16 protein-coding genes are annotated in these 19,598 nt (G+C 58.5%); 7 read left to right on the top strand and 9 right to left on the bottom strand.

What is annotated here, in order from left to right:
- Positions 1–20 precede the first annotated feature (20 nt).
- Together oqxB and WFL93_RS00415 are read right to left on the bottom strand one after the other, a co-directional pair.
- The gene (oqxB, locus tag WFL93_RS00420; protein WP_049851782.1) at positions 21–3,173 is read right to left on the bottom strand and encodes a multidrug efflux RND transporter permease subunit OqxB; all 3,153 of its coding nucleotides are present in this window, start codon (positions 3,171–3,173) and stop codon (positions 21–23) included.
- An 18-nt stretch (positions 3,174–3,191) separates the two neighbouring features.
- Positions 3,192–4,346: an efflux RND transporter periplasmic adaptor subunit gene (locus WFL93_RS00415; RefSeq protein ID WP_180823529.1), complete on the bottom strand. Its 1,155-nt coding sequence runs from the start codon at positions 4,344–4,346 to the stop codon at positions 3,192–3,194.
- 293 nt (positions 4,347–4,639) lie between these two features.
- Between WFL93_RS00415 and WFL93_RS00410 the strand changes: the two genes are divergently transcribed.
- The 3 genes from WFL93_RS00410 (at position 4,640) to WFL93_RS00400 (ending at position 5,798) form a co-directional block, all read left to right on the top strand.
- A complete protein-coding gene (locus WFL93_RS00410) occupies positions 4,640–4,987 on the top strand; it encodes a helix-turn-helix domain-containing protein (protein WP_007891342.1) in 348 nt (115 codons plus the stop codon).
- A 101-nt stretch (positions 4,988–5,088) separates the two neighbouring features.
- Complete coding sequence (locus tag WFL93_RS00405; RefSeq protein ID WP_007891340.1) at positions 5,089–5,523, top strand: ribonuclease domain-containing protein; 435 nt, start codon at positions 5,089–5,091, stop codon at positions 5,521–5,523.
- Between the two features lie 2 nt (positions 5,524–5,525).
- Positions 5,526–5,798: a barstar family protein gene (locus WFL93_RS00400; RefSeq protein WP_007891335.1), complete on the top strand. Its 273-nt coding sequence runs from the start codon at positions 5,526–5,528 to the stop codon at positions 5,796–5,798.
- A 1-nt stretch (position 5,799) separates the two neighbouring features.
- Here the strand turns inward: WFL93_RS00400 and WFL93_RS00395 are convergent, their stop codons facing one another.
- The 4 genes from WFL93_RS00395 to WFL93_RS00380 form a co-directional block, all read right to left on the bottom strand.
- The gene (locus WFL93_RS00395; RefSeq protein ID WP_336777051.1) at positions 5,800–8,172 is read right to left on the bottom strand and encodes a virulence factor SrfC family protein; all 2,373 of its coding nucleotides are present in this window, start codon (positions 8,170–8,172) and stop codon (positions 5,800–5,802) included.
- Positions 8,169–11,141 (bottom strand): virulence factor SrfB, encoded by a 2,973-nt coding sequence (locus WFL93_RS00390; RefSeq protein ID WP_049851779.1) that lies wholly within the window; start codon positions 11,139–11,141, stop codon positions 8,169–8,171. The genes WFL93_RS00395 and WFL93_RS00390 overlap by 4 nt, the downstream gene beginning before the upstream one ends.
- A gap of 2 nt (positions 11,142–11,143) precedes the next feature.
- Entirely contained in the window at positions 11,144–12,493 is a 1,350-nt protein-coding gene (locus WFL93_RS00385; protein WP_336777050.1) for an SrfA family protein, read from the bottom strand.
- Positions 12,494–12,646: 153 nt separating this feature from the next.
- Complete coding sequence (locus WFL93_RS00380; protein WP_336777049.1) at positions 12,647–13,825, bottom strand: benzoate/H(+) symporter BenE family transporter; 1,179 nt, start codon at positions 13,823–13,825, stop codon at positions 12,647–12,649.
- Positions 13,826–13,920: 95 nt separating this feature from the next.
- Between WFL93_RS00380 and WFL93_RS00375 the strand changes: the two genes are divergently transcribed.
- From WFL93_RS00375 to WFL93_RS00365, 3 genes are all read left to right on the top strand, one after another.
- Complete coding sequence (locus tag WFL93_RS00375) at positions 13,921–14,466, top strand: helix-turn-helix domain-containing protein (protein WP_336777048.1); 546 nt, start codon at positions 13,921–13,923, stop codon at positions 14,464–14,466.
- Positions 14,467–14,555: 89 nt separating this feature from the next.
- Positions 14,556–14,981 carry a MarR family winged helix-turn-helix transcriptional regulator gene (locus WFL93_RS00370; RefSeq protein WP_336777047.1) on the top strand — a complete coding sequence of 142 codons (426 nt, stop codon included), beginning with the start codon at positions 14,556–14,558 and terminating at the stop codon, positions 14,979–14,981.
- Between the two features lie 17 nt (positions 14,982–14,998).
- A complete protein-coding gene (locus WFL93_RS00365) occupies positions 14,999–15,553 on the top strand; it encodes an isochorismatase family protein (RefSeq protein ID WP_007891795.1) in 555 nt (184 codons plus the stop codon).
- A gap of 39 nt (positions 15,554–15,592) precedes the next feature.
- On the opposite strand, the gene WFL93_RS00360 is transcribed toward WFL93_RS00365, so the two are convergent.
- The 3 genes from WFL93_RS00360 to pqqU form a co-directional block, all read right to left on the bottom strand.
- Positions 15,593–16,018, bottom strand: coding sequence for a type II toxin-antitoxin system VapC family toxin (locus tag WFL93_RS00360; protein WP_336777046.1), 426 nt, complete (start codon positions 16,016–16,018; stop codon positions 15,593–15,595).
- On the bottom strand, positions 16,018–16,269 hold the full coding sequence (locus WFL93_RS00355; RefSeq protein ID WP_336777045.1) for a type II toxin-antitoxin system prevent-host-death family antitoxin: 252 nt from the start codon (positions 16,267–16,269) through the stop codon (positions 16,018–16,020). Before WFL93_RS00355 ends, WFL93_RS00360 begins: the two co-directional genes overlap by 1 nt.
- Before the next feature lie 134 nt (positions 16,270–16,403).
- The gene (gene pqqU / locus WFL93_RS00350; RefSeq protein ID WP_336777044.1) at positions 16,404–18,515 is read right to left on the bottom strand and encodes a TonB-dependent receptor PqqU; all 2,112 of its coding nucleotides are present in this window, start codon (positions 18,513–18,515) and stop codon (positions 16,404–16,406) included.
- A gap of 194 nt (positions 18,516–18,709) precedes the next feature.
- On the opposite strand from pqqU, the gene WFL93_RS00345 reads away from it, so the two are divergent.
- Positions 18,710–19,597 (top strand): NAD(P)-dependent oxidoreductase, encoded by an 888-nt coding sequence (locus WFL93_RS00345; RefSeq protein WP_255348774.1) that lies wholly within the window; start codon positions 18,710–18,712, stop codon positions 19,595–19,597.
- Position 19,598 lies beyond the last annotated feature (1 nt).

Raw genomic sequence — 19,598 nt, 5'->3', positions numbered from 1 at the left:
GTTCATCACACATTTAACTGTTACGCGGTCTGCACTTCCGCTTGCGGCTGCTTGCGTGTCACCAGCTTACGCAGCGTCACATAAAACACTGGCGTCAGGAACAGCCCAAACAGCGTCACGCCCAGCATCCCCGAGAACACGGTAATCCCGGTCACGCCGCGCACTTCCGCACCTGCACCTTCACCCAGAATCAGCGGAATGGTACCGGCGATAAAGGCAATCGAGGTCATGACGATGGGACGCAGACGCAGACGACAGGCTTCCAGCGCCGCATCGACAATGCTCTTGCCCTGCATCTCCAGCTCGCGCGCAAACTCAACGATCAGAATCGCGTTCTTACACGCCAGCCCCATCAATACCACCAACCCAACCTGCACAAACACGTTGTTATCGCCGCCGGTTAGCCACACGCCAACCAGGGCAGACAGCATGGTCACCGGTACAATCAGGATCACCGCCAGCGGCAGCGTCCAGCTTTCATACAAGGCCGCCAGCACCAGGAACGCCAGCAGAACGGCCACCGGGAACACAATCAGCGCAGTGTTGCCTTGCGTGGATTGCTGATAGCTCAGATCGGTCCATTCAATGTTCATGCCGTTCGGCAGCACCTGAGTGGACATCGCTTCCAGCTTCTGCATTGCCTGCGCCGACGAGAGCACGCGCGGATCGGCATCACCAATCAGGTCCGCCGCCGGATAGCCGTTGTAGCGAATCACCGGATCGGGGCCGTACGTAGTGGTGATATTGACCATGCTGCCAATCGGCACCATTTCGCCGCGATCGTTGCGGGTGCGCAAATTGCCGATATCCTGCACGCTATCGCGGAAATCACCGTCTGCCTGCGCCATCACGCGCCAGGTGCGACCAAACTTATTGAAATCGTTAACGTACGACGATCCCAGATAGGTTTGCAGCGTGCTAAACAGCTCGGTCAACGACACGCCTTGCGCTTTGGCCTTGTCGCGGTCGACCTGCACATCCAGCTGTGGCACGTTGGCCTGGTAGGATGAAATCGGGAACATCATGCCCGGCGTCTGCAGCACTGCACCGGTCAGGGTATTGATGGCGTTCTGCAGCGCACCGTAACCCAAACCTGCACGATCCTGCACATACAGCGAATAACCAGAGCCTTGTCCCAGACCCAAAATCGGCGGTGGCATAATCGAGAAGCCAAAGCCTTGCTGGATTTTGGATATCTTGGCGTTGATCTCAGCATTAATTTCCGCCGCGCTGCGCGTCCGTTCGCTGAACGGCTTCAGGCCAAAGAACACCGTGCCGGTATTTGGCGTGTTGGTGAACTGCAACGCATTAAGCCCGGGGAACGCGACCGAATAGGCCACGCCTTCGGTGTTCATCCCGATTTCGCTCATCTTGCGAATCACTTCATCGGTGCGCGCCAGCGATGAACCTTCTGGCATTTTTACGCCGCCGATCAGATACAACTTATCCTGGGTCGGAATAAAGCCGCCTGGCACGGTATGGAACATAAAGCCCGCGCCCGCCAGCAGCAGCACATAGACGCCGAACACCGCGCCACGTCGACGCAGCGTTTTCCCTACCAGCGATTCGTAGCCATCCGAGCTGCGCTGGAAGAAGCGGTTGAACGGGCGGAACAGCCAGCCGAGCAGGCGATCGATAATGCGCGTCGGCATATCTTTCGCCGCGTTGTGCGGTTTCAGCAGCAGCGCCGCCAGCGCCGGAGAGAGCGTCAGCGAGTTGATAGCCGAGATCACCGTGGAGATGGCAATCGTCACGGCAAACTGCTTATAGAACTGACCGGTCACGCCCGATAGGAAGGCCATCGGTACGAACACCGCACACAGCACCAGCGCGATAGCGATAATCGGTCCTGATACTTCGCGCATCGCCTGATGCGCCGCCGCGGTGGGTGACAAACCCTGTTCGATATTACGCTCAACGTTCTCCACCACCACGATGGCGTCATCCACCACGATACCGATCGCCAATACCAGGCCAAACAAACTCAAGGTATTGAGCGAGAAGCCCAGCAGGTAGAGGATGCTGAAGGTACCGACCACCGAAACCGGCACCGCCAGCAGCGGAATGATTGAGGCGCGCCAGGTTTGCAGGAACAGAATCACCACCAGCACCACCAGTACAATCGCTTCAAACAGCGTTTGCACCACGGCACGAATCGAATCACGCACAAACACGGTCGGATCGTAAGGCGCGGCCCACTGCACATCGTCCGGGAAGCGGGTGGCCAGCTCGGCCATTTTATCGCGCACCGCATTGGAGAGATCGATGGCGTTGGCGCCCGGTGCCTGGAAGATACCAATCCCGACCGCATCTTTGTTGTTCAGCTGCGAACGTAACGCATAGCTGCCGGAACCCATCTCGATACGCGCCACGTCACGCAGGCGCACCAGCGTGCCGTCGTCGGCGGTTTTCAGGATGATATTGCCAAACTGCTCTTCGCTTTCCAGCCGGCCCTGCGTGTTAATCGACAGCAGGAAGTCACTCTGTTTCTTCAGCGGTTCCGCACCAAGCTGCCCGGCAGAAACCTGCACGTTCTGCTCCTGCATGGCGCTAACCACATCGGAAGCGGTCAAGCCACGCGCCGCCACCTTATTGGGGTCGAGCCAGACGCGCATCGCGTACTCACCGGCACCGAAGATCTGAATCTGTCCGACGCCCGGCAGGCGTGCCAGCTCATCTTTCACCTTCAGCGTGGCGTAGTTACGCAAATAGAGTGAATCGTACTTGCCGTGCGGCGAGAACATATGCACCACCAGCGTCAGCGTCGGCGACATCTTCTGCGTGGTGAGGCCCAGTTGTCGCACCTCTTCCGGTAGACGCGCTTCGGCCTGCGCCACGCGGTTCTGCACCTGCACCTGCGCCTGATCCGGATCGGTGCCTGGACGGAAGGTCACGGTGGTCACCAGCACGCCATCGGAACCGGCCACCGACTTCATGTACATCATGTTTTCCACCCCGTTGATGGCTTCTTCCAGCGGCGTCGCCACGGAATCAGCAATCACTTTGGGGTTGGCGCCTGGGTACTCGGCGCGCACCTGCACGCTGGGTGGCACCACGTTGGGATATTCACTGATCGGCAGCAGCGGAATGGCGATCAGTCCGGTGGTAAAGATCAAAATCGACAGCACCGCGGCGAATATCGGGCGGTCGATAAAAAAGCGGGAGAAATCCATAAAAGGCAGTCTCGAAGGTTATTGAGCGGAGCGCATCGCCACCGGTTGGGCGGTCACCGGCATGCCAGGCATAAAGACTTTCTGTAAGCCATTGACGATCACTTTGTCGCCGGGCTTCAGACCCTGCTGCACAATGCGCAGGCCATCGGCTAACTCACCGGCCTGAATATCGCGGCGCTGAGCTTTGCCCTGGGCATCGACCACGTAAACGTACTTGCGATCCTGATCGGTCAGCACCGCTTTATCGTCAATTAACAACGCGGTGAAATCAGCACTACCTGGCAGGCGCACGCGCGCAAACAAGCCCGGCGTGAACTGGCGCTGCTGGTTATCCAGTGAGGCGCGCATGCGGATGGTACCGGTGCTGGCGGTCAGCTGGTTATCGAGAAAATCGACGGTGCCGCGATGCGGGAAACCCTCTTCGCCGGTCAGCGCCACTTCCACCGGCAGCGATCCGCGATTTTCGCCTTTACGCGCCATTGCCTGATAGTGCAGATAGGTGGCTTCATCCACGTCGAAGTAGACGTACATGCGATCCTGCGACACTAAGGTTGTCAGCACGCTGGCGCTGTCGCCGGCGGTCACCAGGTTGCCGGTGGTGATCATCGCGCGGCTGGCGCGACCTTCAATCGGCGCGGTCACGCGGGTGAAATCAAGATTCAACTGCGCCATATCCACCGCTGCCTGCGCTGACAGCACGCTGGCCTGCGCCTGATTGGCCGCCGAGCGACGCTGTTCCCACTCTTCACGTGACACGACATTGGTGCCGATCAGCTTATCGGTACGCGCCGATTCACTGCGCGCTAGCGTGGCCTGGCTACGTGCGTTGGCGAGTTCCGCCTGCGCCTGCTCTAGCGTGGCGCGATAGGTGCGGTCATCGATGGTGAACAGCACCTGACCTTTTTTCACTTCATCGCCTTCGCGATAATTCACCTGATCGATATAGCCAGAGACGCGTGGGCGCAGCTGCACGCTCTGCACCGCTTCGAAGCGGCCGTTGAAGCTATCCCATTGGCTGACTTTCTGCTCAACCACCTGCGCGACACTCACTTCGGGCGGCGGCGGCGGGGCGTTTTGCGCCACACCGCGATCGCAACCGGCCAGCAGGCTTCCCAGCAACATCACTCCTGACAGGCTTACTGCCCGACGAACCCCATATGTTTGCAGATGCATTGTTGTTATTCCGCTTAGGTGAAAAAGAAAGGAGACGTACGAAAAATCTGCAACTTTGAAGATTGCATTAAAACGCGATGAGTGTAGGCTTGTGCAAACTGCAACTGCAAGAATATCTGATACACTTTATGTGCGGTTTTGATCATTGCGTTGCAAAGTGATCAAAGCCCCTACGCGCTGTGCGGCATTTAATGCAATAATAAAACTTGCATTAAATGGCATCATCAGTCACCCTTAAAGTGTAATTGCAACTGATACTGATACTGTTCGCAGAGGCGACGGGAGAGAATGGGATGATGAGCGACGCATTTATTCACGATCTGATCGACTGGATTGATAACAACATTGAAGCACGTCTGGATCTGGACACCGTAGCGGGGCGCGCCGGTTATTCGAAGTGGCACCTGCAGCGTATGTTCAAAGAGCACACCGGCTATCCGCTGGGTGAATACATTCGTAACAAAAAATTGAAAAAATCGGCTGATCGACTGACCACCAGCAATGAGCCGATTCTCAATGTGGCGATCTCACTCGGTTTCGACTCGCAGCAGTCGTTTAACCGCAGCTTCAAACGTCAATATGGCGTAGCGCCGGGAGCATGGCGTCGTCACGCCGCGCCAACCGCCAGCGCGATGCAGTAACACCCCGCCAGGGCCAGCCTTGCTGGCCCGCGTTACTCTCCGTTATAAATTCTGCGTTTTAAATCTGCTACTATTGTCGTCCTGTCTTTCAGGATGTCACCATGTCAAAAAAACTCTGGATTGCCTTAATTCTGATCCTCGCCGCGCTGTGGCTTGGGTTAAAACCGCATTTGTCCGACAAATGGGCCAACAGCCACCCCGATATTTCGCAGCTCACCGATGCCAACACCGTGGCGCGCTGGGTGCAGCAGCACCAGCGATTGCCCGATCTCTATCTCACTAAAAACGAGGCGCGTCGTCAGGGCTGGAACCCGAGCAAAGGCAATTTATGTGAGGTGTTACCGGGTCGCGCGATTGGCGGCGATCGCTTCAGCAACCGTGAAAGAAGGCTGCCGATGCAGGCGGGCAGGCAGTGGTATGAAGCCGATGTGAATTACGATTGCGGTCACCGCGATGCCGATCGTCTGCTTTACTCATCCGATGGCCTGATTTTCCTCACCACCGATCACTATCGCAGCTTTAAACAGGTGCCTTAACCATGTTGACGCTCCATTTTGACTTTCAAAGCTTGCCGGATCGCCAGGCGTTTTACCGCGCGCTGGTGCAGCAAAGCGCCTGCCCGATGGATTTCGGCAACAACCTTGATGCGCTGTGGGATTGGCTGACCGGCGGCATGGCGCTGCCGGCGACCCTCTATTTAACGCATGCCGATCACGCCAGCCACAGCGCCGAATTCGCGCCGTTGCTGGCGCTACTGGAAGAGGCGCAGCAGCAGTTAGCGGGCGAGCTGCACCTGATACGTGAGGCGTAGATTACGCATGCAGCGGCAGCAGCAAAATTGCCAGCATCTGTCGCGCATTCGCCGGCAGATCGCCGCCGCCGGTATAACCGTTGTTCTCGACAATCACCGAATTTAACCCCACCAGCCAGTCATAGATGTAGTAAGCCGTATGATTAGCAGGGGCGGCTGACAGCCGCGTTAAACGCTGTCCCGGCGAGAAGCTGACGCTCGGTGCCGGCGGACGGGCGAAAATTGTCTGACCGCGATTGACGCGACTCTCCGGACGCTCACTCTCTGGACGCTGCAAAAAGCCCAGCCAGGCGACAAAATCACCCAGCACCGTCATGGCGCGTGAAACCTGACGATCGGTACGCGCTTCGTGCGCGCTGGCCTGCGCATCGGGTTCATTGAGCGCCGTTTGCAGCTTGCTGAGCATTTTCAGACGGAAGCTGGCGGTGATCAGCTCCTCTATCAGCATCTCCAGCGTGGGTTTATCGACGTTGAGCAGCGCCAGCAGGCTGCGGCTCTCCGGCAGCTGACGCAAATGCTCCAGCCACAAAGCAAATACCTGCTGTGGGAACTGCTGATCGCGCTGGCCACCCGCACTGCGCGGCTCAGCGGCGGCGACCGGTTCATCTTTGAACAGATCAAACTCGAAGCCGATACCAAAATAGCTCTGCTCGGCGGCAGCAGTTTTGCTGCTGTGCTGGCTAACGTTGCTGCTGCTCTGGCTCAGCCACAGCTGACGCACCGCTTCGCGTGACGGCTGCAAACGCTCCAGCAGTTCGCCGTGTAAACCGGTGCGATGTTGCAAACATTTCAGCAGCGTATCGGAGATCGCCTGCTTGCGTGCCGCCTGTTCCGGCGTAGCGCTGGATTCGGTCCACGGCTGTAAACGCTCCACCAGCTTCTGCTGCAGGGCGCTAAGCTGCTGAGCCAGGCGATCGCGGCGCGCCTCCGGCTGCATCTCATCCTGCAGCCAGCTGCCCATGCGATCGACACCGGCACGATCCAGCGCCAGCATTGAGCCCCAGCTCTGTCCCGGCTGACCAATCTGCCGTTGTACCGCTTCATCCACGTTAATCTGCTGCTGCTGATAACGCGCGTCATGCGGCGTGATCGCCCAAATCAGACGCGGTTTCTCGCCGCTGGCCGCGACGGTTTGATGCATGTGCCACTCGCGCAGCGCGCTGGCGGCGAGATCGGTGTCCTGACGCTGGCTGGCTGCGGTACAAATCAGCATAAGATCGATGCCCTGACGCGCGGCGTACAGGCCTGGCAGCAGCGCGCGTTTCTGTTCCAGCAGGGCGGCGCGCAGCGGATCGCGCTGGCGCAGCTGCGCCAGCTCTTCCTGCTGGGCACGGTCGGCTGGCGTGCCCGGCGCGGGCAGCTCCAGCATATCGGCGTCATCGTACAGCGCCTGGCGCGGCGTGGAGCTGAGCGGCAGAGTGATTTCCAATGTCAACAGCGCGAGTAAACCTAACGGCACCTGCTGCGCTTTACCCACGCGATTGGCGACCATCGGGCACACTTCGATCATCTCTTGCCCATCGGCATCATGACTGATCAGTTTCTCTGCCGGTAGCGCGGCGTCATCGACCAGCAGGCTGAGCGGCGCTAACACGCGCGGCGCGTGACGCAGTTGATGACGCAAATGCATCAGGCTGCGCAGGCTTTCATTCAGGGCGTTTTGGCCTGGCCACAGCAACGCAAACAGCTGCACGCGGTCGTCAACGTTGAGCCACGGCGCCAGCGCCACGGCCTGCGGCCAGAAGTGACGATCGAGTATTTCAGCATGACGATGGTGGCGACGGCTCCACGCCCACAGCGTAATCAGCGCATCACTGTCCAGACCGGGCTGCGCCTCATCCTGACGATGGCGCTGCAAACGCTGCAGCGCGGCGTCGATGTGCGCGCTATCAGGTTGATCTTCCGTTTTGGCGCTGGCCAGCATCAAACGAATCAGCTCCACTTCGCTCAGCAGCGTCATCTCCAGCGGCCAGGCGTTGGATTGCGTTTCACGCTGGTGGCTGAAGCGGGTGGCAATGGCGAAATCGAGATTGCCCGGATTAATGTGCTGGAAATAGTTCAGGACTTTATCGCCGAGGCGCGCAATCAACTGACCCTGCGCATCGCCAACCATTTCACTCAGCAGCCAGGCTTTGCCCGCCTGCGATTGGCCAAACAGCGCCAGCGTGACCGGGCGCGCCAGTTGACGCGCCAGCGCATGGCTTTCCACACGTGCGCGGCGCAGTTGCAGCGTCAGCGTCTCGGCTTCCATCGCCAGTCGTGGCGCATGCGCCTGATGGGTTTCCACCCAATTCAGCGCACCGTCCAGCGTTTCCTGCATCAGGCTGAGACGTTTGGCGGGCGTAACCGGCGTAGCTTTTTTGGCAGTTCTCATCGTTTACAGACGCTCCCGCTGTCGATCCAATATTGCGCATTTGCGTTACCGGTGGCCGAAAGCGTATTCAGTTTCAGACTCAGCTGTTCCAGCGGCACGCGCGTGCCGTCATCCATCCGCGCATCGCTTAGCACTAAGCGTTCCGGCCCCAGATTATCTGGGCCAGGCTGCACCGCCAGCTTAATGCGCAGCACGCTTTCCCCGGCCACCTGACGCGCCAGCGTCGGGTCGACAATGCTCAGGCTGTAGAGCGGCGAGGCCGGCCAGCGATCGTTCTCCAGCTGGCGAAAGCCGAGGCAGACGTTGCCGCGGATGCGGAAGCTGCTCTTGCGATCCAGCGCAAAACTGCTGCTGTCGAGATCGATTTCGCTGTAGCACAGGTTGTCGTCGCTCAGCGCAGTGGTTTCATCCAGCACGCCGAGATAGCGGATGGTGGAGTAAGGTTCGAAATCACCGGCGCGGAACCAGAAGCTGCTCAGGCGCAGATCGAGCGCCAGCAGGCATAACATTGCACCGACGGCGGCGGTCGATTTCGGGTTATCAATGCGGCCCTGTTTATTAAACGGATACCAATCGCTGGTGTGATAGCCCTCCAGCGACAAAATACGGCTGCCCGGCAGCGGTTGCAGATGGCGCACCAGCGCCTGAATGCCCGGGAAGCGTGACGGACGACCAGTCAGCAGCAGCACATCGCACTGGTACAGCGACACCACTTCGCACATTGCGCGCAGCGCCGGAATGATCGCCATACGGTGCTGCAGGAACTCGCCGTGCAGCTGCGTCATGCTTACCACCAGCGGCACCTCCAGCAGATCGAAACGGCTGTCGCCGCCGAGGGTGCGCTGAATTTCTCCATTCACAAACGCCAGCACGCTGCTGGCCGGTTTTTGCGGCACCAGCTCGCCGAACAACGCATTGATTTCGCTGTGGCTGTCGAGCGGATCCCAGTTCTCGTACTGCTCCAGCACCGCCTGCGCCAGCGGGATAAACAGCTGCAGCGTCACCTGCTGACGCAGCGTGGCCTGACCGTCCATGCGGCTGTCGTGGCCGAACAGCTTGTTCATCAGCGGCTCAGCCAGGGTCAAACCGGCTTTCTGCAAACTGTGCTGCAGTGCAGGCAGAATCCACAGCTGAATCACATCCAGCAGGATGTCGTCGCCCGCCACTTTAAAACCTTCACGGAATAGTAAGCGCGGAGTGATTTTGACGTTGTTGCCCTGGCCGTCATCAAGACGATATTGGGTAATGGCGAGATCGGTGGTGCCGCCGCCGATATCAATCGACGCGATACGCAGGCTCTTGCCCGGGACTTCATCGGCTTCACGCGGGCGATCCGGACGCGCCATGCTGCTGAAGAAATCCTCCGCGCGACCGGCAAAGTTGACCTGGGTTTCGTTGAACAGCCAAACCATTTGACCGCAGGTGGCTTCGTCCCACTCCATCTGTACATCCGGCACCGGGCGCAGGCTTTTTGCCTGGCTGGCGGCCGAGAAATCCTCCTCTGCCGGATGCCAGCCTTCGGCCTTCCATACCAGCGCGATGGCTTCCTGCATGCGGCGGCGGAAAATTTCCCGCTCCGGCTTCGGCATGGCGGATGGCAGCGTCAAAATCACGTGACGCAGCTGGCGCGGCGCCTGGCTTTGCGGCATGCGCTGACGCTGCGCCACGCTGTTCATCTGCATCATCGCCTGCGCCAACAACTCGCACAGCATAAAGGTCATCAATGAACTGCGGCTGTAGCTGGCCGAGAATACCGGCAGACGTTCGTCTTCCGCCAGCGCGTGCAGCGGCTGGCCTTCATCATTGATCAACAGGGTAAACGGCAGCGCGGTGGCCTGCGGCTCATCGCTGCTGCCGTTAGCGTTGAAGCGCCAACCGGGCTGATAGCGCGCTTCATCCCATAGATAGCGGCGCGGGCTGGATAAGCCGGTGCTGCCTTCGGTACCGGCACGCAGCAGCGCCAGTCGGCTGGCTTCACGTCCGACGCGCGTCAGTGACGGCCACATAAAAGCGTTTTCACGGCCGCTCTCCAGTGAGAAGTTGGCCTTGCCGAAACGGGTTTCAGCAAACTCCAGGCGGCTGTCGAACAGTTCGTTGTAAACCTGATGCGGTTCGGAGAGATCGCGCAGCTGCAGCTCATAGGTCTGGCGCAGGCCGCTGCTCTCTTCGGCATGATCTTCCACCAGAATGCCGCAGGTGTGCGAGTTGCCCACATCAAGAATGATGTCGACGTTAACCGCCGGAGTTTGGTGGGACGCCGCCTGAATGGTGATTTCGGCCAGATCGAGCTGTTCGCCCAGCAGCTCCAGCAGATTGAGGTAGTGCGCCTGATATTCGAATTCGCGCAGCGCCTGATTCAGCTCCTGCTCGCGGCGTGACTCCAGCGCATGCACCTGCTGACTAAAGGTCTCACGCAGCCAGCCATCAACCCAGGTATGATCGAGAAATTCACCCAGTTCATAATTGTGCCAGGCGAGGGCGAAACTGACGCCGTTCTGCGCATCGGCCTTGCTTAAACCGTGCTGCTCGCCGCCATCCTGTTCGGAAACAATGCGGGTATCGAAGGCGAGGGTGATGCGATGGGTGTTGCCGGCCGCATCGGGTTGGCTCAGCGCGGCCAGATGCAGACGCGCCCAGTTGTCTGGGCCGCCAATAAAACGGCGTCCGCTGGTGCAGCGCAGCACCGGCAGCGGCAGCCACTGCTGGGCCAGCAGTTTCAGTGAGTCGGCCAGCGCAATATCCGACTCCGGACGCACCACTTCTGCCGCGCCGCCATCTTCCGGATAAAGCAGGAACTTACCGCTGTTGCCATCGACATTCAGGCGCAGCAGCGGGCCATTAGCCGTCTGACGCACGAACTGACGGCGCGCCTGTAACGCAGGCAAACGCAAACCGAAATCAAGAAACTGTACACCGCTATCTTCAATCAGCGTGATTTTCTGTTTGTCATCGATGAGGGGAGCCAACATGTTTACTTACTCTCACGCTTAATCGTCAACGGGAACACCTGATCTGCGCCATATTGCGCAGTACAGCTGGCAATGCCATCACCGGCTTTACACACCAATTCCGGCATGCGGTAACGCGATTTATCGCTGCAGCTGGCAGTATAGCGGCTGCGTACTTCCATGATGCCGGAGGTGGTCATCGCGGCGGTGACATCGGCTTTGCAGCGGATGTTATCGCCCTGGGTAATGGTGGCGGTGCCTTTGCCATTGCGGATCTGATAGCGCAGGCTCGGCGGCTTGCCGGTTGGCAGATTGGTCTGACGCAAGGTGACGCGCCAGGTGCCATTGATAAACTTCACGGAGCCGACGCGCGCATCTTCGGTGGTCATCACCAGATCGTCGGCTTTTGCCGGTTCGGTATGTTCTGCTACCACTTCAGGCGCTGCGGCAGGGGCCACGACCGGCGCAGCGGCGATCACGCTGGCCGCAGTTTGCGGCAGCGTGGCGGCGAGTTTTTCGGCTTTCACTATCACCGCAGGCGTCTTCATGACCGGCACTGGAGCATCAGCAACGCTGGCCGCTGCCGGTTTGGCTGGCTCAGGCGCGCTGTGCAGCCAGAAGGCGACACCCGCGGCGACCACCGCCGCAACGGGTAACAGCAGCATTAGCGGACGCACGGCAAAGGCGCGACGTGGTGGCGCGACAGGTTCGGGTGCGGGTTCAGGTGCTGGCTCAGGAATGACTTCAGCCGGCGGTGGTTCGATTTCAGGTTCAGGCGCGAGCACCGGTTCGGCAGCAGCAGGCGGTACGTCGATCAGCGGCGCAATCACCGGTGCCACCACCAGCGGTGCGGCAGGCGGTTCCGGCAACAGCGGCGGCAACGCTTCTTCCAGCGTCTCGCGCAGGCAGGCCAGCGCGTCATCACGCGAACGCGCCTGCGGATCGACAAAGCCCCAGAAGGTGATCACCGGTTTGCCATCCACCAGATAAACGTACTGCTGGTCCGGGAACTGCAGGGTTTTGCTCAGCAACGCACCAAACAGCCGCATGGCAGGATTATCCGCATCGCGCGCGCGCAGGCTCAGTGCCTGGAGATCCTGCTGGTTCAAGGTCAGCAGCTCCAGCGCCTGACGGCGTTCGTGGTCGCTGGCGCCAAGCCAGGATTTCACTTTGCCATTAAACGGGGCGTACCAGTCGAGGCGATCACCGCGCTCATTGGCCTGCGGAATCGCCAGGCAGTTGGCCAGCGTAGTTTGGCGGCGCAGACGCAAGGTTTCGCGGATTTGCAAGGCGGAACTCCAGACCGGCTGGCCGTTTTCACCCAGTGCCAGTACCGTGTCCAGATTGCCGCTGCGCAGAAAAGTTTTTGCCACTCGTTGGGCCCTTATCGGTGGTTGTCTGAGGCAGAACAGTGTGTGTTGATGGCGATGGTAGTGATCTTAAGCCAAATACCGGCAAATCAAACGGCTGATAAAGGGGGAAAAACAGGGCGTTTTTCCCGGCTGCGGGGTCAGGTTGGTGAAATTTTAAGCGCGGCTGCGTGGGGACAGAATCAAAAACGTCAGCATGCCGCCGAGCAAGCCCCAAAACGCGGAGCCAATGCCCAGCAGCGAAATGCCGCTGGCGGTGATCAGAAACGCCACGATGGCGCTATCGCGCTGCGCCGGTTCTGCCAGCGCGCGTTGCAAACTGCCCGCAAGCGTGCCAAGCAGCGCCAGGCCGGCCAGCGTAGCGATAAATACCGGCGGCAGCGCGCTCAGCAGCACGGCAATCAATCCGCCGGTAAAGCCGGTCAGGAGATAGAATACGCCCGCCAGCGCAGAGGCCATCCAGCGTCGCGCCGGATTGGCATCAACCTCCTCACCCATACAGATGGCGGCGGTAATCGCGGCAATGCACACCGAAAATCCGCCAAACGGCGACAGTATCAGGGCGATAAATCCGGTCCAGCCGGTCAGCGCGGAAATCGGTGGTTGATAGCCATGCGCCTGTAGAGTCGCGATACCGGGCGCGTTTTGTGAAGCCATCGTCACCAGAAAATAGGGTAAACCGACGCCAATCATCGCGGCCAGATTGAATTGCGGCATGATAAATTCTGGCCGACTGATGGCCAGCGCATGTGGCGGTAAATGAAGGGTTTGCTGGTAGAACGCTACCAGCACGCCTGCGATGAGCGCCAGAATGATGGCGTAGCGCGGCAGCCAGCGGCGGCTAATCAGCCATACCAGACACATGCTGCCGCACAGGGCGAAATGGCTTTGCAAACCGCTAAAGGTGCCGATACCAAACCGCAGCAGAATGCCGGCCAGCATCGCCGCCGCCAGCGACTGGGGAATGTGATTCATCAGTCTGGCAAACAGACCGGTGACGCCGCAAAGCACAATCAACAGGTTGGTGGCGACAAACACGCCGACCACTTCATTGAGCGTTAATCCCTGCACGCTGGTGGCGAGCAACGCGGCGCCGGGCGTGGACCATGCTGCAAGGATGGGCATACGTGTCCACAGCGACAGACCCAATGATGCCAGCCCCATACCGATGCCCAGCATGGAAAGCCAGCCGCCAATCTGCTCCGGCGATGCGCCCGCCGCTTGTGCCGCCTGAAAGATCAGTGCCGCTGAGCTGCTGTAGCCGATCAGCACGGCGACAAAGCCCGATATCAGCATGGGAAAAGAGAAAGCGCTGCGCGTGGTGGCGGTCATCATCTGGTCACATCCCGTTGTGCGTTATAGCGCACATTGTTGCATGGGACGCTATAGCGCACAAGTGCTACACTGCGCGCGAGCTTTCGGGAGAACACATGGAAAATCTGCATCAACATTTGAGCCTGGCGCTGAAGCAATTGCGGCAGGCCAACGGCTGGAGTTTGACGCTGGCGGCGGAACGCACCGGCGTGAGCAAAGCGATGCTTGGCCAGATCGAGCGCGGCGAATCGAGCCCAACAGTGGCGACGCTGTGGAAAATCGCTACCGGCTTTAACGTGCCATTTTCCTTCTTTGTGCAGGGCAGCGATCACCCGCCGGGCAGCGTGGCGACTTTCAGCCAGCCGAACGCGCAGATGCAGGTCAAACCGCTGCTGCCATACGATGCCAGGCTGCGGTTTGATCTGCTGGAGGTGACGTTGGCGGGCGGCGCGCAGAGCGACTCATCCGCACATGAAAGCGGGGTGATTGAGCAAGTGGTGGTGCTGGACGGTGAATTACTGTTGGGCGTGGAAGGGACCTGGCGGCGCTTGCTGCAGGGCGAGGCCAGCCAGTTCGCCGCCGATACACCGCACAGTTACCGCAATCCCCTCAGCAAGCCGCTGCGCTTTCATAGCTTGATTCATTATTTGCAGCGGGATTAGCTGACAATTACAAAATGATACGAAGGTAAACTACACAGTTTGCCTTCGTATTTATATACTCGCGGCTCATCAGTAAGGGAGACGGTGCCATGAGCGATCTCAACAGCGCGGCGGCGATACTGCGCAGTATCAATGGCAAACTGGCGCGTCGCTTGCGCGAATCAGCGCCACCGGGCGATCTCACCTGGTCGCAGGTCTCGGTGCTGGGTTATCTGGTGCGGAATGGCGCGATGACGGTCACCGAACTCGCTGCGCGGGAAGCGGTGCGCACCCAATCGATGGGCGCCACGATTGCCAGCTTACAGGCGCTGGGCATGGTAAAGGGCGAGGCCGATCCGCTGGATGGCCGTAAAACCCGCTATCATCCCACTGATGCCTGCCTGCACCTGATTGCCGCTAACCGCGCGCAGCGTGATGACTGGCTCGTCAACAGCATCGCCACGCAATTGAGTTTGCAGGAACAGCAAACGCTGCTGGCGGCTATTCCCTTACTGCAACGACTTGCCGACCAATAATCCTGAGAGGACACAACATGGCTTTAACTACCCTTGACGACAACACCGCGCTGATTGTGATTGACCTGCAGAACGGCATTGTCGCGCTGCCTGTGGCACCGTTAGAGGCTAACGAGGTAATTGAGCGCTCAGCGCGTTTGGCCGATGCCTTCCGTGGCCAAAAGCGCCCGGTGGTGCTGGTTAATGTGGCTGGTGGCGCACCGGGCCGCAATGAGCAGCCTAAGCACGGCGGCGATCTGCCTGCCGATTGGGCGACGTTAGTGCCGGATCTGGCGCAGCAGCGTGGCGACATCGCCATCACTAAGAAAACCTGGGGCGCATTCCACAATACTGACCTGCATGAACAACTGCAGCAGCGCGGCATCACTCAGGTGGTCATCTGTGGCATCGCCACCAGCATTGGCGTGGAATCGACGGCGCGTCAGGCGTATGAGTTAGGTTACAACGTGACGCTGGCCACCGATGCCATGACCTGTCTGAATGCCGAAACGCACAAAAACAGCGTTGAACGCATCTTCCCGCGCCTGGGTGAAACCGGCACAACGGAAGACGTGCTGGCGTTGTTGAAGTAAGTATTATTGTCAGGTGCCTGTTTGTGTGCACCTGGCACCTTACAATGCCCGCCACGGATTCAGCAGCATTACGCCGGTAGTCTCAAAATCCCGTACATTTCGCGTAACCAGAATGAGATCGTGATAAAGCGCTGTCGCAGCGATTAACGCATCGGTATGTGGGCGTTCATCAGGAATGTGCAGTTGGGCACAAAGACGGGCCACACCACTATCAACAGAGAGTGTACGCCAGGCAAATTCAGTCAGAACCTGCTCTTGATACCAGCGCTGTAAATGGTGGGCTTGCTGAGGATCTTTACGGGCGAATTTGAGGATGCCTTTTTCAATTTCCATCAACGTCAATGCTGAAATAAACATCTCTTCCGCATCAATGGATTTCGCCCAGGCTATCACCTGAGGATGAGCTTTAGGCGTCCCTGCCTTGCGTAATTCTGAAATAACATTGGTATCCAGCAAATAGCGCATTAGAACTCCACATCCCTGTTGATAATGGTTGCACGTTCAGGCTCAAAATCGATGTCAACGCCTTCCGGCATGGCCAGAGAGTCTACGATGCTTCGGTTTGACCCCGTTAATTTCTTATACGCCTCAAACGTCAGTAAAACATGTGCAGGATTGCCACGGTCAGTAATATATACCGGGCCTTCTTCTGCGGCTTTCTTAGCCCGTGATACTTCCTGATTAAAGGCTCGACTGCTTATTCTGGTCACTGTCATCACGACCTCCATAATATGTAGAGATGTTGCTACATCACTATAAGGCATGATGCCGTAATGGACAATATTTATCCAATAAAAAGCCCTGCAATTGTCTTGCAGGGCTTTTACATCATCTTCTACAACGCGTTTATTTACTGAAACGCATAACTCACCGTCAGACCCACGCTGTAGTTGCGGCCCGGCGCCGGTTCGTAATAACGACCGTTGCTTTCGTTGACGATCACCGAGCCGATGTAGTTACGGTCAAACAGGTTATCGACGCGGCCAAACAGATCCAGCGTCCAGTTCTGCACCAGCCACTTATAACCGCTGTTGACGCCAACCACGGTGTAAGAGGGCGCTTTCACATCGTTCTCATCATCCGCGGCGATATCGCTCAGGTAACGCACATCGGTTCCGGCATACCAGCCCTGATCGGGCGCGTAGGCCAGACCGGCATAAGCCATATTGCGGGCAATGCCGGGAATACGGTTGCCGTCGCAGCTTTCGGTGCCGCAGGCGTTAGAGCGATAGCGCGCATCCAGCAGGGTCCATGCGGCTTTGAAACGCCAGCTTTCACCAAACTGCTGATCGAGACCCAGCTCTAAACCGCGACGACGCGTTTCACCGGCGTTTTTGTAACTGGAGCGGCCTTCAAAGCTGCTGTCGGAAACGATCTCGTTTTTGGTATCTGTCTGGAACACGGCAGCAGTCAGGAGTCCATTGCCGATACGTTTTTTGCTGCCCAGTTCCACCGTCTCGCTGGTGGCGGGTTGCAGATTCAGGTTAAGACCGGCCTGATCGGCTGAGCGATATGACAACTCATTCAGCGTTGGCGTTTCGAAACCGCGACCGGCAGAAACGTAGGCGTTCCAGCTGTTATCAATCGCGTAGTTCAGTGCCGCCGCCGGCAGCCAGCGATGGTAGCGACGGTTGCCGCTATCATCTGGATCGCTGGCGGTCACGTAGTAGTCGTTGGAGTCGAAATTCACCGTGCTAAAACGCACGCCGGCATCCAGCGACAGTTTGTCGGTTAGCTGCCACGCGGTTTGCAGATAGGGATCGAGATTCCACATCAGATTGCGTTCGTTACGACGCATATCGCCCTGCACGCCCAACTCGTTGGCGGTAAAGTTTTGATAACCCTTACGCTTCTCGGTCATGGTTTCATAGTCGAGGCCACCGGTGAAAGTTACCGGAATGGTGAACAGTGCGTCGCGGTGCGTCCAGCGCGTATCAATGCCCTGATAATGACGCGACAGCGAAATCACGCCGCCGGGATAACCGGGATTTAATTGGGTGGCTCTCGGAATCGATTGATACTGGGTGGTTTCACGTTCACCGGCGTACATCATCACGCTCAGGTCGTCGTTTTCACTCATCTGGCGCTGATAGTGCAGGCCGGCCTGCGTCTGGTCGACGGTTTTACGCGCATCGTACAGCGTGACGTTGTTGGCCACCTGGCGCGGATTATCTTTCCACTGTGTGGCGGTCAACCCGCCCGGATCCTGCGCTTCAACGTGCACGCTGTTAAACAGCAGCGTCAGGGTGCTGACATCATCAATACGCACGCCGAGTTTGGCATTACCCAGATTCTTCTGCGCCGAGCTGTGATCGCGATAGCCGTGTGTGGTAAAGCGTGAAGCGGAAACCGTGTAGTTGACGTCACCGGCCTGAGTGCCGTCGCCGGTTGCGCCGCTGGCTTTCACGCTGTTGCGCCAGCTGCCGTAACTGCCGTACCAGCTGCTGGCTTCCAGCGTGGTTGGCTGCTGGCCGGTTTCGGTTTCAACGTTAATCACGCCGCCGGATGAGTTGCCATACAGCGCCGAGAACGGGCCGCGCAGCACGTCGATATGGTCAATCGATCCGATATCAATATTAGAGGTTTGTCCCTGACCATCAGGCATGGTCGCTGGGATCCCGTCGACATACAGGCGGATGCCGCGCAGGCCGAACGTGGAGCGCGAACCAAAGCCGCGCACCGAAATCTGCAAATCCTGCGCATAGTTCTGCCTATTTTGAATCTGCAAACCGGGCACGCTGGCGAGATTTTCTGACAAATTCACGCGCGGTGCCGCGTGACGCATATCGTCGCCGGAGACCACGCTGACCGCCGCTGGCGTATCCAGTTCGGAAAGGCCGGACGCGGACGGCGCGGCACTCACCACCATGGTATTGCTGGCAGCGCCTGCCGCCAGCGCCGAGACCGGTAACATCGCAGGCAGCATCAACAGCGAAGCCTGGCGCAGTAAAGCTATTTTCATTATGAAAGACCGTAAAAAGGGCGTGGAATGAACCGATTGGAACATTAATGGCGCGTATGTTAATCGTTTTTTCATTTGTTTGAAAAGCGTTAATAGTATGACGGATTATTACTGTTTGCGGTGTTGAAAATGTTTTTTCATCGCATCTCTCGCCTGGCTGCGTGGGGAAAATTCTGTCAGTCTGGCGGTTTTGTCTGAAGGCACAAAAGAGAGGGAATATGAGTCAACAACCTGTGGTAGCGGTACTGGGATTGGGTGCAATGGGCCATGCGTTTGCCGCCAACCTGCTGAAAAAAGGCTTCAGGGTACGCGGCTGGAACCGCACGCGTGCCAAAGGCGAAGATCTGCTGAGCGCAGGCATCCACCTGAGCGACAGCGCGGCGCAAGCCGTTGAGGGCGCGGACGTAGTGATCGCTATGTTGGCGGATGGCGCCACCACGCGTCAGGCGCTGAACGACGCCAGCAGCGCGCTCAAGCAGGGCGCAACCCTTTGCCAGATGGGCACCATCGGTGTGGAAGCCACCGATCAACTGATCGCCGAATTCAAACGCGCGCGTCCGGATGTGGTGTTTATCGACGCGCCGGTTTCCGGTACTAAAGCGCCGGCAGAAAATGCACAAATCCTGGTGATGGCGAGCGGCGACCAAAGTAAAGCCCAGGCCGCCGAGCAGGTGTTTGCCGCGATTGGTAAAGGCACGCAGTGGCTGGGTGCAGCGGGTGCCAGTTCGCGCATGAAGCTGGTGGTGAATAGCTGGTTGATTGGTTTGATGCAGAGCCTGGCGGAAAGTACCCGTTTGGCGGAAGCGTTCGGTTTTAGCACCGACGATCTGTGGAAAGTGCTGGATGGCGGTCCACTGGCTGCACCCTATGCCAAAATGAAGCTGGGCATGATTGCCAGCGGCGATTTCACCCCGCAGATGCATCTGGTGTGGGCGTTGAAAGACGCCAAACTGGCGCTGGACGCGGCGGGCGACAGCAAACTGCCCGCGCTGGAAAACATTGTGGATGTCTGGCAGCAAGCGGTGGACGCCGGTTACGGTGAGCAGGATCTGGCGGCGGTTTATCAGTATCTGAAACGCTAAT

Origin of the sequence: Pantoea sp. USHLN256, assembly GCF_037149875.1 — a bacterium.
GTDB classification, from domain to species: domain Bacteria; phylum Pseudomonadota; class Gammaproteobacteria; order Enterobacterales; family Enterobacteriaceae; genus Pantoea; species Pantoea nemavictus.
This window is presented reverse-complemented; position numbering and strand designations above follow the sequence as displayed.

Excerpts from the sequence above, each read along its gene's own strand:
- oqxB (WP_049851782.1), bottom strand. The coding sequence starts at position 3,173 with ATGGATTTCTCCCGCTTTTTTATCGACCGCCCGATATTCGCCGCGGTG.
- WFL93_RS00415 (WP_180823529.1), bottom strand. The coding sequence starts at position 4,346 with ATGCATCTGCAAACATATGGGGTTCGTCGGGCAGTAAGCCTGTCAGGA.
- WFL93_RS00410 (WP_007891342.1), top strand. The coding sequence starts at position 4,640 with ATGATGAGCGACGCATTTATTCACGATCTGATCGACTGGATTGATAAC.
- WFL93_RS00405 (WP_007891340.1), top strand. The coding sequence starts at position 5,089 with ATGTCAAAAAAACTCTGGATTGCCTTAATTCTGATCCTCGCCGCGCTG.
- WFL93_RS00400 (WP_007891335.1), top strand. The coding sequence starts at position 5,526 with ATGTTGACGCTCCATTTTGACTTTCAAAGCTTGCCGGATCGCCAGGCG.
- WFL93_RS00395 (WP_336777051.1), bottom strand. The coding sequence starts at position 8,172 with ATGAGAACTGCCAAAAAAGCTACGCCGGTTACGCCCGCCAAACGTCTC.
- WFL93_RS00390 (WP_049851779.1), bottom strand. The coding sequence starts at position 11,141 with ATGTTGGCTCCCCTCATCGATGACAAACAGAAAATCACGCTGATTGAA.
- WFL93_RS00380 (WP_336777049.1), bottom strand. The coding sequence starts at position 13,825 with ATGATGACCGCCACCACGCGCAGCGCTTTCTCTTTTCCCATGCTGATA.
- WFL93_RS00375 (WP_336777048.1), top strand. The coding sequence starts at position 13,921 with ATGGAAAATCTGCATCAACATTTGAGCCTGGCGCTGAAGCAATTGCGG.
- WFL93_RS00370 (WP_336777047.1), top strand. The coding sequence starts at position 14,556 with ATGAGCGATCTCAACAGCGCGGCGGCGATACTGCGCAGTATCAATGGC.
- WFL93_RS00365 (WP_007891795.1), top strand. The coding sequence starts at position 14,999 with ATGGCTTTAACTACCCTTGACGACAACACCGCGCTGATTGTGATTGAC.
- WFL93_RS00360 (WP_336777046.1), bottom strand. The coding sequence starts at position 16,018 with ATGCGCTATTTGCTGGATACCAATGTTATTTCAGAATTACGCAAGGCA.
- WFL93_RS00355 (WP_336777045.1), bottom strand. The coding sequence starts at position 16,269 with ATGACAGTGACCAGAATAAGCAGTCGAGCCTTTAATCAGGAAGTATCA.
- pqqU (WP_336777044.1), bottom strand. The coding sequence starts at position 18,515 with ATGAAAATAGCTTTACTGCGCCAGGCTTCGCTGTTGATGCTGCCTGCG.